This window comes from Geodermatophilus sp. YIM 151500 (assembly GCF_025716945.1).
GTDB lineage: Bacteria > Actinomycetota > Actinomycetes > Mycobacteriales > Geodermatophilaceae > YIM-151500.
In genome coordinates this window covers 13,526-28,004 of the sequence record NZ_JAOVZT010000017.1, presented here as the reverse complement: position 1 = coordinate 28,004, position 14,479 = coordinate 13,526, and the positions used below count along the sequence as shown (strand labels likewise).

General features: G+C 77.4%; 15 protein-coding genes. 11 read left to right on the top strand and 4 right to left on the bottom strand.

All coding sequences use genetic code 11. The features are described 5' to 3' along the window. The first annotated feature begins 87 nt into the window (after positions 1-87). Complete coding sequence (locus OF117_RS20380) at positions 88-2,418, top strand: M28 family peptidase (RefSeq protein WP_263554684.1); 2,331 nt, start codon at positions 88-90, stop codon at positions 2,416-2,418. A 43-nt stretch (positions 2,419-2,461) separates the two neighbouring features. Here the strand turns inward: OF117_RS20380 and OF117_RS20375 are convergent, their stop codons facing one another. Genes OF117_RS20375 through OF117_RS20365 form a run of 3 tightly spaced genes read right to left on the bottom strand, consistent with a single transcriptional unit; the run spans position 2,462 to position 4,588 of the window. Next, positions 2,462-3,238, bottom strand: coding sequence for an SDR family NAD(P)-dependent oxidoreductase (locus tag OF117_RS20375; RefSeq protein WP_263554683.1), 777 nt, complete (start codon positions 3,236-3,238; stop codon positions 2,462-2,464). Between the two features lie 22 nt (positions 3,239-3,260). Continuing rightward, positions 3,261-3,986 carry a sulfite exporter TauE/SafE family protein gene (locus tag OF117_RS20370; RefSeq protein ID WP_263554682.1) on the bottom strand — a complete coding sequence of 242 codons (726 nt, stop codon included), beginning with the start codon at positions 3,984-3,986 and terminating at the stop codon, positions 3,261-3,263. Next, positions 3,983-4,588 (bottom strand): nitroreductase family protein, encoded by a 606-nt coding sequence (locus OF117_RS20365; RefSeq protein ID WP_263554681.1) that lies wholly within the window; start codon positions 4,586-4,588, stop codon positions 3,983-3,985. Before OF117_RS20365 ends, OF117_RS20370 begins: the two co-directional genes overlap by 4 nt. 136 nt (positions 4,589-4,724) lie before the next feature. On the opposite strand from OF117_RS20365, the gene OF117_RS20360 reads away from it, so the two are divergent. The 4 genes from OF117_RS20360 (at position 4,725) to hisF (ending at position 7,717) form a co-directional block, all read left to right on the top strand. Continuing rightward, on the top strand, positions 4,725-5,648 hold the full coding sequence (locus OF117_RS20360; RefSeq protein ID WP_263554680.1) for an SDR family oxidoreductase: 924 nt from the start codon (positions 4,725-4,727) through the stop codon (positions 5,646-5,648). A gap of 75 nt (positions 5,649-5,723) precedes the next feature. Beyond that, positions 5,724-6,455 (top strand): bifunctional 1-(5-phosphoribosyl)-5-((5-phosphoribosylamino)methylideneamino)imidazole-4-carboxamide isomerase/phosphoribosylanthranilate isomerase PriA, encoded by a 732-nt coding sequence (priA, locus tag OF117_RS20355; protein ID WP_263554679.1) that lies wholly within the window; start codon positions 5,724-5,726, stop codon positions 6,453-6,455. 49 nt (positions 6,456-6,504) lie between these two features. After that, positions 6,505-6,897 (top strand): RidA family protein, encoded by a 393-nt coding sequence (locus tag OF117_RS20350; RefSeq protein WP_263554678.1) that lies wholly within the window; start codon positions 6,505-6,507, stop codon positions 6,895-6,897. Positions 6,898-6,922: 25 nt separating this feature from the next. Then, on the top strand, positions 6,923-7,717 hold the full coding sequence (hisF, locus tag OF117_RS20345; RefSeq protein ID WP_263554677.1) for an imidazole glycerol phosphate synthase subunit HisF: 795 nt from the start codon (positions 6,923-6,925) through the stop codon (positions 7,715-7,717). Between the two features lie 58 nt (positions 7,718-7,775). Here the strand turns inward: hisF and OF117_RS20340 are convergent, their stop codons facing one another. After that, positions 7,776-8,390: a TIGR03085 family metal-binding protein gene (locus tag OF117_RS20340; RefSeq protein ID WP_263554676.1), complete on the bottom strand. Its 615-nt coding sequence runs from the start codon at positions 8,388-8,390 to the stop codon at positions 7,776-7,778. Positions 8,391-8,492: 102 nt separating this feature from the next. On the opposite strand from OF117_RS20340, the gene OF117_RS20335 reads away from it, so the two are divergent. The 6 genes from OF117_RS20335 to hisI all read left to right on the top strand — a co-directional run bounded on the left by OF117_RS20335 (position 8,493) and on the right by hisI (position 14,466). Next, complete coding sequence (locus tag OF117_RS20335) at positions 8,493-10,280, top strand: ABC transporter ATP-binding protein (protein WP_263554675.1); 1,788 nt, start codon at positions 8,493-8,495, stop codon at positions 10,278-10,280. A 55-nt stretch (positions 10,281-10,335) separates the two neighbouring features. After that, entirely contained in the window at positions 10,336-12,201 is a 1,866-nt protein-coding gene (locus tag OF117_RS20330; RefSeq protein WP_263554674.1) for an ABC transporter ATP-binding protein, read from the top strand. Between the two features lie 17 nt (positions 12,202-12,218). Further along, positions 12,219-12,650 (top strand): hypothetical protein, encoded by a 432-nt coding sequence (locus tag OF117_RS20325; RefSeq protein ID WP_263554673.1) that lies wholly within the window; start codon positions 12,219-12,221, stop codon positions 12,648-12,650. A gap of 84 nt (positions 12,651-12,734) precedes the next feature. Continuing rightward, a complete protein-coding gene (locus tag OF117_RS20320; protein ID WP_263554672.1) occupies positions 12,735-13,268 on the top strand; it encodes a hypothetical protein in 534 nt (177 codons plus the stop codon). Positions 13,269-13,316: 48 nt separating this feature from the next. Then, a complete protein-coding gene (locus tag OF117_RS20315) occupies positions 13,317-14,063 on the top strand; it encodes a hypothetical protein (RefSeq protein ID WP_263554671.1) in 747 nt (248 codons plus the stop codon). Positions 14,064-14,088: 25 nt separating this feature from the next. Beyond that, a complete protein-coding gene (gene hisI, locus OF117_RS20310) occupies positions 14,089-14,466 on the top strand; it encodes a phosphoribosyl-AMP cyclohydrolase (protein WP_263554670.1) in 378 nt (125 codons plus the stop codon). Positions 14,467-14,479 lie beyond the last annotated feature (13 nt).

Here is a 14,479-nt window from a genome sequence, read left to right as displayed (position 1 = left end):
TCAGTCTGCGCCGGGCGCGCGTACCGGGGAGTCGTCGCCGGCACACCTAGGGTGACGGCATCCCGTCCCCGGCCCCAGGAGGCAGCGTTGCCCGCCGGACGCACCCCGACCGGTGCTGCCGTCCGCCGTCCGGCGCGGCTGGCGGGCGTGGTCGTCGTCGCCCTCCTGCTCGGGCTGACGGCGTGGAGCGTCCTCGCCCTCCGCCCGCCAACGCCCGCGGCCGCGGACGCGCCGGCAGACACCTTCAGCGCCGCCCGTGCCTTCCCGCACGTGCAGGCGATCGCCGACGACGTCCACGTCGCCGGCAGCGCGGCGAACGACGAGGTCGTCGAGTACCTGACCGCCACGCTCGCCGGACTGGGCCTGGACACCCGGGTGCAGAACGCCGTCGGCACCTGGCAGGCGGGACCGGGCTCGGCGGAGATGGCCCGCGTCCGCAACGTCGTCGCCGTCCTGCCGGGCAGCGACTCGACGGGCCGGCTGTTCCTCGTGGCCCACCACGACTCGGTCGAGACCGGGCCCGGCGCGGGCGACGACGCGGCGGGCGTCGCCGCGCTGCTCGAGTCGGTCCGCGCCCTCACCGCCGGCCAGCCGCTGCGCAACGACGTCGTCGTCGTGCTCACCGACGCCGAGGAGGCGTGCCTCTGCGGGGCCGAGGCGTTCGCATCGAGGCACGCCCTCGCCGGTGAGGGCGGGGTGGTGCTCAACCTCGAGGCCCGCGGCACCACCGGGCCGCCGATCCTGTTCGAGACCTCGCCCGGCAACGCCCGGCTGGCCGAGGCCTACGCCGCGGCGGCCCCGAACCCGGTGGCGACGAGCTTCGCCGTCGAGGTCTACCGCACCCTGCCCAACGACACCGACTTCAGCGTGTTGCTGGCCGACGGCCGCTTCACCGGCCTCAACACCGCCTTCATCGACGGCGCCGCCGCGTACCACACCCCGCAGGACACCCCCGAGCGGCTGGACCGCCGCACCCTCCAGGCCCTCGGCGACAACACCCTCGCGCTGGTGCGCGAGCTGGGCAGCCGCGACCTCGCCCCGCTCGCCCGGCCCGCGGAAGAGGACGCCACCTACTTCCCGGTGCTCGACCGCGTCGTGCACTACCCCGGCTCGCTGGTGCGGCCGCTCGCCGCCGGAGCGCTGGGCGCGGTCGCCGTCCTCGTGCTCGTCGTCCGCCGCCGGGGCCTGGCCTCGCTGCCGCGGACGGCGGCCGGCACCGCCGCGGCCACCGTCCCGCTGGTGCTCGCGCCGCTCGCGGTGCACGGCCTCTGGCGGCTGCTGGTCGCCGCGCGGCCCGGCTACGCGGCGATGCTGGACCCCTGGCGTCCCGGCGCCTACCGGCTCGCGGCCGTCGTGCTCGTCGCCGCCGTCGTGCTGGCCTGGTACGCGCTGCTGCGCCGCCGCGTCGGCCCGACCGCGCTGGCGGTCGGCGCGCTCGTCTGGCTGGCCGTGCTGGGCGCCGTCCTGGCGGTGGTGGCCCCGGGCGGCTCCTACCTGACCGCGCTGCCCGCCCTCGCCGGGGCGGTCGCCGGCCTGCCGGTGGCGCTGACCTCCTCCCGTCCGGTTGCCGCGCTCGGCGCCGTGGCCGCCGGCGCGGTCGCCGTCGTCGTCCTCGCCCCGACCGTCGCCTTGTTCCTGCCGGCGCTCGGGATGTCGGACGCGGTCGCGCCCGCCGCCGTCGCCACGCTGCTCGCGCTGGCCCTGCTGCCGGCCTTCGAGCTGCTGTTCCCCGAGCCCGGACGCCGCCTCGCGTCGGCGCTGGTCCCGGCCGCGGCGGTCGTCCTGGCCGCCGTCCTCACCGCGGCGGGCCTGGCGGCCGACCGCTCCGGCCCCGACCACCCGGTGCCCAGCCAGCTGGCCTATGCGCTCGACGCCGACGCCGGCCGCGCGTGGTGGACCAGCACCGAGGAGCGGCCCGGCGCGTACACGGCGCGCTACGTCGGCGGTCGCGCCGACCTGCCGGTCGACTTCCCGTACCTGGACGGCGAGCTCGCCGTCGGACCCGCCGAGGTCGCCGACCTCCCGCCGCCGGAGGTCGCGGTCGTCTCCGACGTCGTGACCGGCGCCGGCCGGCAGCTCACCGTCCGGGTCGATCCCCGGCGCGACGTGCGGCTGCTCGCTCTCGAGCTGGCCACGGACGGCGGCACGGTCACCGGGGCGCAGGTCCAGGGCCGGCACGTGCCGGAGGTGGCGCTGGGCGGCGAGCGGTTGACCGTCACCTTCCACGCCCCGCCGGCCGACGGCGTGGAGGCGGTGCTCACCGTCGAGGGCGGCGGGTCGCCGTCGCTGCGCGCCGTCGACGGCAGCGACGGGCTGGCCGGCCTGCCCGGTTTCGAGCCGCGCCCGCCGGGCGTCGACGCGGCCGGCACGCACAGCTCCGACCTCGTCGTCGTCTCCCGGACGACGTCCCTCGGGTGACCGGGCCGGGTGCCCGCACCCGCCCGGCGAGGGCCCCGCTCCCTCAGCTGCGCAGGTAGGAGGCCCCGTTCACGTCGACGATCGTCCCGGTGCTGAAGCGGGCCTCCGGCGAGGCCAGCCAGAGCACGGCCGAGGCGACCTCCTCCGGCCGCGCCACCCGCCCGAACGGCGACTGCGCGCGGACGGCGGCCCCACCCGGGCCGTCCAGCACCTCGCGGGCCATCTCCGTCTGCACGAACCCCGGGGCCACGCAGCTCACCGAGATGCCGAGCGGGGCCAGCGCGACCGCCATCGACTGGGCGAACGCGTTGAGCCCGGCCTTCGACGCGCCGTAGGCCGGGTTGTCCGGCTCGCCGCGGAAGGCGCCGCGGCTGGAGACGTTCATGACCGCCCCGCCGCCGGCGGCACGCAGGTGCGGGACGGCGCGGAACGTGGCGTTGGCCGCGCCGACCAGGTTGACCGCGAGGGTCCGCGCCCAGACCTCCTGCCACCGCTCGTAGGACGACGACAGCGGCGGGGAGGCGGTGAACACCCCGGCGTTGTTCACCAGGACGTCGAGGCCCCCGAGCGCGTCCGCGGCGGAGTCGACCATCGCGGCGACCGCCCCGGCGTCGGTCAGGTCGGCCTGCACCAGCACGTGCCCCGAGCCGGGCAGCTCGGCCAGCACCGCCTCGGCACGGTCCCGCGACTCGCCCCAGTGCACCGCGACCCGGTCGCCCCGCGCGGCGAAGGCCCGCGCGATCGCGCGACCGATGCCGCGCGAGCCACCGGTGACCAGCACGGCGCGGGAGGACGGGGGAGGCGTCGGGTCGTTCGTCACGAGCGGGCAGTCAACCAGCCGGTCACAGCTCGGCCAGACCCCGGACCACGGCCGCCACCCCGCCGGCCAGCGCGACGGCGATCACCAGCCGCAGGCCCCGCGCGGCGTCGAGGCGGCGGCTCACCGCCTCACCGGCCACCAGCCCGGCGACCAGGGCGCAACCGGAGACCGCCCACACCGCCGCGCCCAGTGACGGGACACCCTTGCCGAGCAGCGAGGCCACGTTGACGGTGAGCAGGGTGGCCTGCGCGGTCGGGATGAACACCGGCAGCGGCCAGCGCCGGGACACCGCGTACGCGCTGACCATCGGGCCGCCGACGCCGGCGGTCACGTTCATGAAGCCCGACAGCGCCCCGGCCAGCAGCGCCGACCGGCGGCCCGGCAGCAGCTCCCGCCGCCGGCCCACCGCGACGACCAGCACGGCGGCGATCGACAGCGTCCCGACGGCGACGAGCAGCGGCCCGTCCGGCAGGGTGCGCACGACCAGCACCCCCAGCGGGATGACCAGCAGCGCCGGCACGGCGAGCAGCGCGACCTCCCGCCACAACGCCCGCCGCCAGGTCCGGGCCAGGACCAGCGCGCACAGCGAGGCCGAGAGCGCGTTGCTGAGCGAGACGCCGACGGCCGGCCCGGTGACCAGCACCAGGAACGGGGCGGCGACCAGGGCGAACCCCAGGCCGGTGGCCCGCTGGGTGAGTGCGCCGAGCAGGACGGCGGCGGCCAGCAGGCCGGTCTCGAGCCCGCTCACCAGCGACCGCGGTGGACGACCTCGTCCAGCGGGCGCCGCCCGCGGCGCAGCGACGGCGACCGGCGGTCGTCGGACCCGGGGTAGCCGACCGACACGACGCCCACCGGCCGGTGACCCTCCGGCACGCCGAACGCGGCGCGGAAGGCGTCGACCCGCTCGGCGGGCACGCCGAAGAAGCAGGCGCCCAGCCCCTCGTCGACCGCGGTCAGCAGCATGAGCAGCGCGGCCATGCCGGTGTCGACGTCCCAGTAGGGCACCGGCCAGCGGGCCTCGTCGCGGTCGGTCCAGCCCTTGTCCGGTTCGGCGTACCGGTCGAGGTACGCATCCCGGTGCGAGAGCGCCACGACCAGCAGGGGAGCCCGGCGCATCCGGGTCAGCCAGCGGTCCGGCCGGGCCGGGGGAGGCGGCGCCGTGGCCGTCCAGAACCGGCCCCGCTCCTCGGCGGTCTCCAGCACCAGGAACCCCCAGCCCTGGCTGAAGCCGGCCGACGGGGCGCGGACCGCGTGCGCGAGCAGCCGGTCGCGCACCTCCGGGGGCACCGGCCGGTACGGGTCGTAGTCGCGCACCATCCGGCGCCGCCGCACCACCTCTCGGAACTCCACCGGGTCACCCTGTCACCCGGCCGGCCGCGGCCCCACGCACGCCACCGGCGACCACGGGTCCCCGGCGCCCGGGGGCCCGGCGCCCGGGGGTGCCCGGCGCCCGAGAAGTGTCACCGGTGCCTGGCACCGTGACCCCGTGGACTACACCGCACCGGACCTGAGCGGCCGCGTCGCGCTGGTGGCGGGTGCCACCCGCGGCGCCGGCCGGGGGATCGCGGTCGCGCTGGGCGCCGCCGGGGCCACCGTGTGGTGCACCGGGCGGAGCACCGCGGGACGGCGGTCGGAGTACGACCGCCCCGAGACGATCGAGGAGACCGCCGAGCTGGTGACCGCGGCCGGCGGCCGGGGGCTGCCCGCCGTCGTCGACCACCTGGATCCCGGGCAGGTCGACGAGCTGGTGAGCCGGATCGAGCAGCGCTCGGGGCGGCTCGACGTGCTGGTCAACGACGTCTGGGGCGGTGAGCGGCTGTTCCAGGAGGGCGTCCCGCTGTGGGAGAGCGACCTGGTCCGCGGGCTGCGGCTGCTGCGCCTGGGCGTCGAGACCCACCTGGTCACCAGCGCGCACGCGCTGCGCCTGCTCGTCCGCCGGCCCGGCGGGCTGGTGGTCGAGATGACCGACGGGACCGCCGCCTACAACGGCCGCACCTACCGGGTCTCGGCCTTCTACGACCTGGTCAAGGTCGCCGTGACCCGGCTGGCGTTCTCCCAGGCCCACGAGCTGCGCCCGTTCGGGGGCACGGCCGTCGCCCTGACGCCGGGCTGGCTGCGCTCGGAGATGATGCTCGACCTGTTCGGCGTGACCGAGCAGAACTGGCGCGACGCCACCGCCGACCAGCCGCACTTCTGCATCTCCGAGAGCCCGCTCTTCGTGGGGCGGGCGGTCGCCGCGCTCGCCGCCGACCCCGACCGGGGGCGGTGGTCGGGGACGTCGACGTCCAGCGGTGAGCTCTCCCGGGTGTACGGCTTCCCCGACGTCGACGGGACCCGGCCCGACTGCTGGCGCTACCTCGTCGAGGTGCAGGAGGCCGGGCGCCCCGCGGGCGACGTGGGCTACCGCTGACGCGCTCCGGGTGAGGGGCGGCGCCGCGGGACACGGTGATCCCGGCCACGGGCCGCCGGTCCCTACGCTGTCGGCGTGCCGAAGCTGCAGCTGCTGCCCGCCGTCGACGTCGCCGACGGCCAGGCCGTCCGCCTCGTGCAGGGGGAGGCGGGCAGCGAGACCTCCTACGGCGACCCGCTCGAGGCCGCGCTGGCCTGGCAGCGGGACGGCGCCGAGTGGGTGCACCTGGTCGACCTGGACGCCGCGTTCGGCCGGGGCGGCAACCGGGAGCTGCTGGCCCGGGTGGTCGGCGAGCTCGACGTCGACGTCGAGCTCTCCGGCGGCATCCGGGACGACGAGTCGCTGGCCGCCGCGCTGGCGACCGGCTGCCGCCGGGTCAACCTCGGCACCGCCGCGCTGGAGTCGCCCGAGTGGTGCGCCCGGGCCATCGCCGAGCACGGCGACCGCATCGCGGTCGGCCTCGACGTCCGCGGCACCCGGCTGGCCGCCCGCGGGTGGACCCGCGAGGGCGGCGAGCTGTACGAGACGCTCGCCCGCCTCGACGCCGAGGGGTGCGCGCGCTACGTGGTCACCGACATCACCAAGGACGGCACGCTGCGCGGCCCCAACCTCGACCTGCTGCGCGAGGTGTGCGCCGCGACGCCGCGGCCGGTCGTCGCCTCCGGCGGGGTGAGCTCGCTCGACGACATCCGGGCGCTGGCCGGGCTGACCGCCGTCGGCGTCGAGGGCGCGATCGTCGGCAAGGCGCTCTACGCCGGTGCCTTCACGCTGCCCGAGGCGCTGGCCGTCACGGAGGAGGCCGCATGACCGACCGGGCGGGGGACGGGACGTCCCGCGGGAGCGACCGGGGCACGGCGTGAGCGTCGTCCGCCTCGGCTCCGGCACGCCCTGGGAGGGCGTGGTCGGGTACAGCCGGGTCCTGGTGCGCGGTGACACGGCCTGGGTCAGCGGCACGACGGCGGTCGTGGACGGCGTCGTCGTCCACCCCGGCGACGCGGCGGGCCAGACCCGCCAGATCCTGGCCGCCATCGAGGAGGCGCTCGCACGCGCCGGCTTCTCCCTGGCCGACGTCGTCCGCACCCGCATGTACGTCACCGACATCACGCGCTGGGAGGAGGTCGGCCGGGTGCACGGCGAGTTCTTCCGCGAGATCCGCCCGGCCACCTCGATGGTGCAGGTCGCGGCCCTCATCGATCCAGCGATGCTGGTCGAGATCGAGGCCGAGGCGGTCCGGTCGGTGCCGGCGTGAGCGACCCGGACCGCGGAGCCGGGAGATGAGTCTGGCCGTCCGCGTCATCCCCTGCCTGGACGTCGACGCGGGGCGGGTGGTCAAGGGCGTCCGGTTCGTCGACCTGCGCGACGCCGGCGACCCGGTCGAGATGGCCCGCGTGTACGACGCCGAGGGCGCCGACGAGCTGACCTTCCTCGACATCACGGCCAGCTCCGGCGACCGGGAGACCACCTACGACGTGGTCCGCCGGACCGCGGAGAGCGTGTTCATCCCGCTCACCGTGGGCGGCGGGGTGCGCAGTCCCGACGACGTCGACCGGCTGCTCCGCGCCGGCGCCGACAAGGTGGCCGTGAACACCGCCGCCGTCGCGCGGCCGGAGCTGATCGCCGAGATCGCCGACCGGTTCGGCCGCCAGGTGCTGGTGCTCTCCCTCGACGCCCGCCGCTGCCCGGAGGGCACGAGGACGGACTCGGGGTGGGAGGTCACCACGCACGGCGGCCGGCGCAGCACCGGCATCGACGCCGTCGGGTGGGTCGTGCGGGCGGCCGAGCTCGGCGCGGGGGAGGTCCTGCTCAACTCCATGGACGCCGACGGCACGCAGGCCGGCTTCGACACCGAGCTGATCCGGGCCGCGCGGGCGGCGGTGACCGTGCCGCTGATCGCCAGCGGGGGAGCCGGCGCGGTCGAGCACTTCCCGCCCGCGGTCGAGGCCGGCGCCGACGCGGTGCTGGCCGCGAGCGTCTTCCACTTCGGCCGGCTGCGGATCGGCGACGTCAAGGCCGGTCTCGCCCGCGCCGGCATCCCGGTGCGCGAGGGGGGCGACTCGCCCCTGACCTGAGCCGGACGCGCGTGACCGGAGACAGGACGTGCGCGTGACCCGCACGGATCCACTCCGGTCAGGTGACGTCGACGCGGGCCGCGTCGCGGCGGCCGCCGGCCCACAGCAGCAGCTCGAGCGGCTCGCCGCGCACCGTCGTCACCGGTCCCGAGCCGAACCGGCGGTGCTGGTCCGGCGCGTCCGAGCGGGCCAGCACCAGCGCGCCGGGCGCGCGGCCGGCGGCCGCCCGGCCGAAGACGGCGACCTCGCGCCACAGCCGGTCCTGGTCGGCCCGCGGCAGGACGCGCGGCTCCCACTCGCGCTGCGCGCGGCGGACGTCCTCGTGGTGGATCGCGAACTCCACGGTGTTCACCAGCCCGGCGAGCACCGGCCAGCCGACCGGCGACCACGCCGGCGGGCCGGAGCGCACCCGCGCCACCAGCTCGGCGTAGGGCAGCGACGCCCGCAACCGGTCCTCCAGCGCGTGCGCCCGGTCGGTCAGCCGACGCGCGGCGCGCACACCCTCCAGCGCGAAGCCGGGCATGGCGTCGGGCCGGGAGTCGCGGACGACGACGTGCGCGGCCAGATGCGCCGTGCGCCAGCCCGCGCAGCGGGTCGGTGCGTCCGGACCCAGCCGGTCGAGGAGGTCGGCCAGCGCCGCGCGCTCGCGCGCGGCCAGGGAAGAGTCGCCCACCGCCGGTGGTTACCGCCCCTGCGGTCCCCGAAAACGAGTGGTTAGCGGAGCTAACGAAAGCGTAGGGTTCCGCAGGAGACCGTGCGAGACCCGAGGAGTGCCGTGCCCCGCCGTCCAGACGCCGCCGTCCTGCGGCGCGGGCTCCGCCACGCGGGCCGGGCCATCCGCGAGCAACGCGGCATGTTCGCGCTCGCCTTCACCGCGAGCTGCCTGTACGGCGTCATGACCGTGGCCAGCGCCTACGTCATCGGCGAGGTCACCGACGGGGTCCTGCTGCCCGCCTTCGAGAACGGCGCCACGACCGCGGGCGCGCTCGCGCTGGCGGCGACGGCGATCCTCGGGGTCGCCGTCCTGAAGATCCTGGGCATCCTCGGCCGCCGGCTGTTCGCCGGCGTCATGGGCTACCGCCTGCAGGCCGACTACCGGCGCCGGGTCACCGGCCAGTACCTGCGGCTGCCGCTGTCCTGGCACACCCGGCACCCCACCGGGCAGCTGCTGTCCAACGCCAACGCCGACGTCGAGGCGGCCTGGTTCTTCGTCGCGCCGCTGCCCTTCGCCTGCGGCGCCATCGTGATGATCGCGATCACGGCCGTGGTCCTGGTGCTCACCGATCCACTGCTCGCGCTGGTCGGCCTGGTCGTCTTCCCCGCCGTCCTGCTCGCCAACTACTTCTACTCCCGGGCCATGTCGCCGCGGATGCGGCGGGCACAGCAGCTGCGCGCCGAGGTCAGCGAGATCGCGCACGAGAGCTTCGACGCGGCCCTGGTCGTCAAGACCCTCGGGCGCGAGGGCGGCGAGACCGACCGCTTCGCCGCCCGGGCCGGGCAGCTGCGCGACGGGCTGGTCGCCGTCGGCCGGGTGCGCGGCCTGTTCGACCCGATCATGGAGGCGCTGCCCAACCTGGGCGTCCTCGCGGTGCTGCTCCTCGGCGCCGGCCGGGTCGTCGACGGCGTCACCGGCGCCGGCGACCTGGTGTCGATCGCCTACCTGTTCACGCTCCTCGTGCTCCCGATCCGCGCGATCGGCTGGGTGCTCGCCGACCTGCCGCGCGCCCTGGCCGGCTTCGACCGGGTCGCGCCGGTGCTCGCGGCGACCGGCGAGACGCCCTTCGGCACCGAACCGGCCCCGCGCGGGACGGCGGGGGCCGGGCTCGACGTCCGCGGCGTCGGCTTCGCCTTCGACGGGTCGCCCCGCCGCACCCTGGACGGCGTCACCTTCGACGTCGCCGCCGGCAGCACGGTGGCCGTCGTCGGGCCCACCGGCTCGGGGAAGTCCACCCTCGCCGGCCTGCTGGTCCGCCTGGTCGACCCGGCCGACGGCGCGGTGCTGCTCGACGACGTCGACCTCCGCCGCCTGCGCGAGGGCGAGGTGAGCGGCGCGGTCGCGTTCGTCGCGCAGAGCACCTTCCTGTTCGACGACACGGTGCGCGAGAACGTCACGCTCGGCGGGCCGTACGACGACGAGCAGGTGCGGGCCGCGCTGCGGGTGGCCGCCGCCGAGGAGTTCGTCGACGCGCTGCCCGACGGTCTCGACACCCGGGTCGGCGAGCGCGGCGCGTCGCTGTCCGGCGGGCAGCGGCAGCGGCTGGCGCTGGCGCGGGCGGTCGTCCGGCGCCCCCGGCTGCTGGTCCTCGACGACGCGACCAGCGCGGTCGACCCCGCGGTCGAGGCGCAGATCCTCGACGCGCTGCGCGCCGCCGACCGCCCCTCCACGGTCGTCGTGGTCGCGTACCGGCAGGCCACCATCGCGCTGGCCGACGAGGTGGTGTGGCTCGAGCACGGGCGGGTGCTGGCCCGCGGCAGCCACGAGCAGCTGCTCGCCGAGGTGCCCGGCTACGCCGCGCTGGTGCGGGCCTACGCCCAGGCCGACGGCGTCGGGGTGTCGGCGTGACCGGCGGGGGACGAGCGGGCAGCGGAGCGCCCCGCGGGAGCGAACGGACGGACCGGTGAGCGAGATCGACCTGCCCGCCGACCGGCGCCCCGAGGGCGCGCTGGCCACGCTGCGCCGGGGCCTGCGGATGATGCCCGAGTTCCGCCGGGGACTGCCGGTGACCTTCGCCCTGGCGCTCCTGGCCACCGCCGGGCGCGTGGTGGTGCCGATCGCGGTGCAGCAGACGATCGACCGCGGCCTGACCGCGCCGGGTGGCCCGGACGTCGAGCTGGTCCAGCGCCTGGTGCTGGTCAGCGCCGCCGTGGTGCTGCTCACCGCGGTGGCGGTCTACCGGATGAACGTCCGGTTGTTCAGGACGACGGAGACCGCGCTGGCCGGTCTGCGGGTGCGGGCCTTCCGGCACGTGCACGACCTGTCGGTGCTGCACCAGCAGGCCCAGCGGCGCGGGTCGCTGGTCTCCCGGGTCACCAGCGACGTCGACCAGCTGTCGACGTTCATGCAGTGGGGCGGCGTGCTCGGCGTCATCAGCCTCGGGCAGCTGACCGTGGCCACCGTCGTCATGGCCGTCTACTCCTGGCAGCTGACGCTGCTCGTGCTCGCCTGCTTCGTGCCGCTGACCGTCGCCGTCCGCCTCTTCGCCCGCCGGCTGGCCACCCGCTACGGCGTCGTCCGCGAGCGGGTCGGCGACGTGCTCGCCGCGGTCTCCGAGTCGGTGGTCGGCGCCTCGACCGTGCGGGCCTACGGGGTCCGCGAGCGCACCGCCGCCCGCATCGAGCGGGCGATCGACCGGCACTACCGCGCCTCGGTCCGCGCCCAGCGCACCACCGCGGCGGTCTTCGTCACCGGCGAGTTCGTCGCCGCGGTGGCCAACGCCGCCGTCGTCGTCGTCGGCGTGTGGCTCGGCCTGGCCGGCGACATCACCGCGGGCACGTTGGTCGCCTTCCTCTTCCTCGTCACGCTGTTCGTCGCCCCGGTGCAGATGGCCAGCGAGGTGCTCACCGAGGCGCAGAACGCCCTGGCCGGCTTCCGCCGCGTGCTCGACGTCCTCGACACCGCCCCCGACGTCGCCGACCCCGCGACCTCCGGCACCGGCGCGGCGCGGGAGCTGCCGGACGGCCCGCTGGGCGTCCGCTTCGAGCGGGTGTCCTTCCGCTACGCGCCGGCGGCGCGCAACGCCCTGGACGGCGTCGACCTGACCATCGCCCCCCGCACGCGGGTCGCCGTCGTGGGGGAGACCGGGTCGGGCAAGACCACCTTCGCCAAGCTGGTGACCCGGCTGATGGACCCGACCGAGGGACGGGTGCTGCTCGGCTCCGACGCCGGCTCGGACGCCGGTGGCGACGCCGCACCCGGCGGCTGGGTCCCGCTGCCGGAGGTCGCCTTCGCCTCGCTGCGCGAGCGGGTCGTCATGGTCCCGCAGGACGGCTTCCTGTTCGACGCGACGGTGGCCGACAACGTCCGCTACGGAAGGCCCGGGATGACCGATGCGCACGTGGCCGCCGCCTTCGACGAGCTCGGGCTCGGCGCCTGGGTCGAGGGCCTGGCGCAGGGGGTGGCCACGCCGGTCGGGCAGCGCGGCGAGTCGCTGTCGGCGGGCGAGCGCCAGCTGGTCGCCGTCGCCCGGGCGTACGTGGCCGATCCCGACCTGCTCGTGCTCGACGAGGCGACCAGCGCCGTCGACCCGGCCACCGAGCGCCGGCTCACCCGGGCGCTGGACACGCTGACGGCGGGGCGGACGACGCTGACCATCGCCCACCGGCTGTCGACCGCCGAGCGCGCCGACGAGGTGCTCGTCGTCGACGCCGGCCGCATCGTGCAGCGCGGCACGCACGCCGAGCTGGTGGACGCCGAGGGCCCCTACGCCCGGCTGCACGCCTCCTGGCGGCGGTCCTCGGCCGGTGAGCCGGAGCCCGTGGGCTGACCACCTAGGCTGCGCCCGTGCCCGACCAGCCGCCCGCCGGCTCCGTTCCGCGCCGCCCTCCGGCCGCCGCGATCGCCGCCGCCCTCCTGGCCCTGGTCAGCGCCCTGGTGCCCGCGGCGTTCGCCTTGGTGGCGGTCGCCTTCTCCGGCGGCTCGCCGGGAGCGGCGGGGGTGGCGCTGATCGCGCTGCCGCTCGTGGTGCTCGCCGGGCTGCTCGTCGGAGCGGTGCTGCTGCTGCTCGGCCGGTCATGGCTGCCGCTCGCCTTGTCGGCCGCGCTGGTCACCGGCGTCGTCCTGTTCGGCCTGCTGTCCGGCGGCCTGAGCGGTGACGACCGGGCGTTCGCGCTGCCGTCGCTGCTCGTCCCGGGGGCGGCCGTCGTGCTGGCGGTGCTGCCCGGCGTGCGCCGGTGGGTGGCCGCCCGGCGCGCCGAGCGCGTCGCCCGGCCCTGAGGCCGCCCGGGCGGGAGGGTCGTCCGGCCCTGACGCCCTCGCCGGCCGCGGCGCCGGCCGGGGACGGCGACCTACCCTCCGGGCATGCCGTCGTCCCGGAGACCGCCCCGGTCGGCACCGGCCCGTCGGTCCCCGCGGGCCGCGCCGGTCCGCCGGTCCCCGCGGGCGGCGCCGCGTGCGGTCGCGCCGACCCGACCGCAGGCCCGGCCGACCGCAGCCGTCCTCGCCGCGGTCTTCGGCGTGCTCGTCGCGGTGGTCGACGGGTACCTGGCCTGGCTCCTGCGCGAGCCCGGGGCCGGGCTGGACCGCTTCCTCGCCGTCCCCCTCGTCCTCGCCGCCGTCGCGCTCGCCGGCTCGGTCCTCGTGTTCACCGGCCGCGCGCGGGGCTGGCTCGTGCTCGCCGTCGCCAGCGCCGTCCCGCTCGTGTCGCTGCTCGGCCTGGCGCTGCTCTTCGGCGCCCTCGGCGGGGGCGCGCCGCTGTGGTCGTCGCTGCTGCTGCTCGTCGCCCCGGTCGGGGCGCTGGCCACCTGCCTGCGGCGCCCGGTCCGCGCGTGGAGCGCCCCGGCCGCGGTGCGCCGTCCCGCCCGGGGAGGGCGTCGCGGTCGGACGGGCGGCTAGCGTCGCGCCGAGCGCGGAGCGGAGCGCCCCGCGGGAGGGAGGGGTTCGGTGACGCGCTGGGAACCGGACGGCGGGGACGGCGGGCGGTCGCCGTCCGGGGACCCCTGGGCCGACCCGGCCACGGTGACCGAGCCGGGGCCGCCGTACACCGGCCCGCCGCCGACCGCGCCGCCGCCGCACCCCTACGCGGGATGGGGCCGGCCCGCCGCCGCCCTCGGCCCCCCGTACGGGCCGGCGTGGGAACCCGTCCCCGGCTGGCCCGGCTGGACGACGCCTCGGCGCCCGGCCGCCCCCTCCCGCCCGGGACGGCTGGTGGCCGCGGCCGTGCTGGCCTTCGTGCAGGCGGGGCTCGTGCTGCTCGCCTCGCTCTACGTCTGGTTCTTCGCCTCGCTGGCCGAGCTCGCGGTCAGCGGCGCGCCGGGTTACTCGTCGGCGCGCACCACCGCGCTGGCGAGCGAGGGGACGGTGCTCGCCGCCGTCCAGCTGGTGTCGGTCGTCCCGCTGGTCGCGGGCGGGGTGCTCGTGCTGCAGCGCCGCGCGAGGCCGGTCCGCCTCGGTCGGTGGACCGTGCGGCTCGGTCCGCGGGCCGCCTGGCGCGCGCTGGTCGCCGGGCTCGGCGGCCAGGTCGCGCTGGCGCTGTACTGGGCGGTGCGGCTGGTCGGCCTGGCCGGCGACGGTCTCGGGGGACTCCTGCTCGTGGGCGCCGGCCTCTTCGCCGCCGCCCCGCTGGTCGCCCTCGGGCTCCTGGCGAGCGGCGAGGTGCGGCGCTGGTCCCGCGGCGGCGCGCGGTCCTGACGGGGAGGTGCGGGACACTGGCGGCATGTCCGCCGCACCGCCCACCGAGCCCGCCCTCGACCCGCGGGTGGCCGCCCTGCTCCGTCGCGATCCGGCGGGCCTGGTCGCCGCCCTCGTGCAGCAGCACGACACCGGCGAGGTGCTCATGCTCGCCTGGATGGACGACGAGGCGCTGCGCCGCACGCTGACGACCGGGCGGGCGACCTACTGGTCGCGCAGCCGCGGCGAGCACTGGGTGAAGGGCGAGACGTCGGGGAACCGGCAGTGGGTGCGCGACGTGCGGCTGGACTGCGACGGCGACGCGCTGCTGGTCCTGGTCGACCAGGAGGGCCCGGCCTGCCACACCGGCACCCGCAGCTGCTTCTCGCGGGAGCTGCCGGCCGTGCGCGGAGCGGCGGCGTGACGACGGGTTCGCG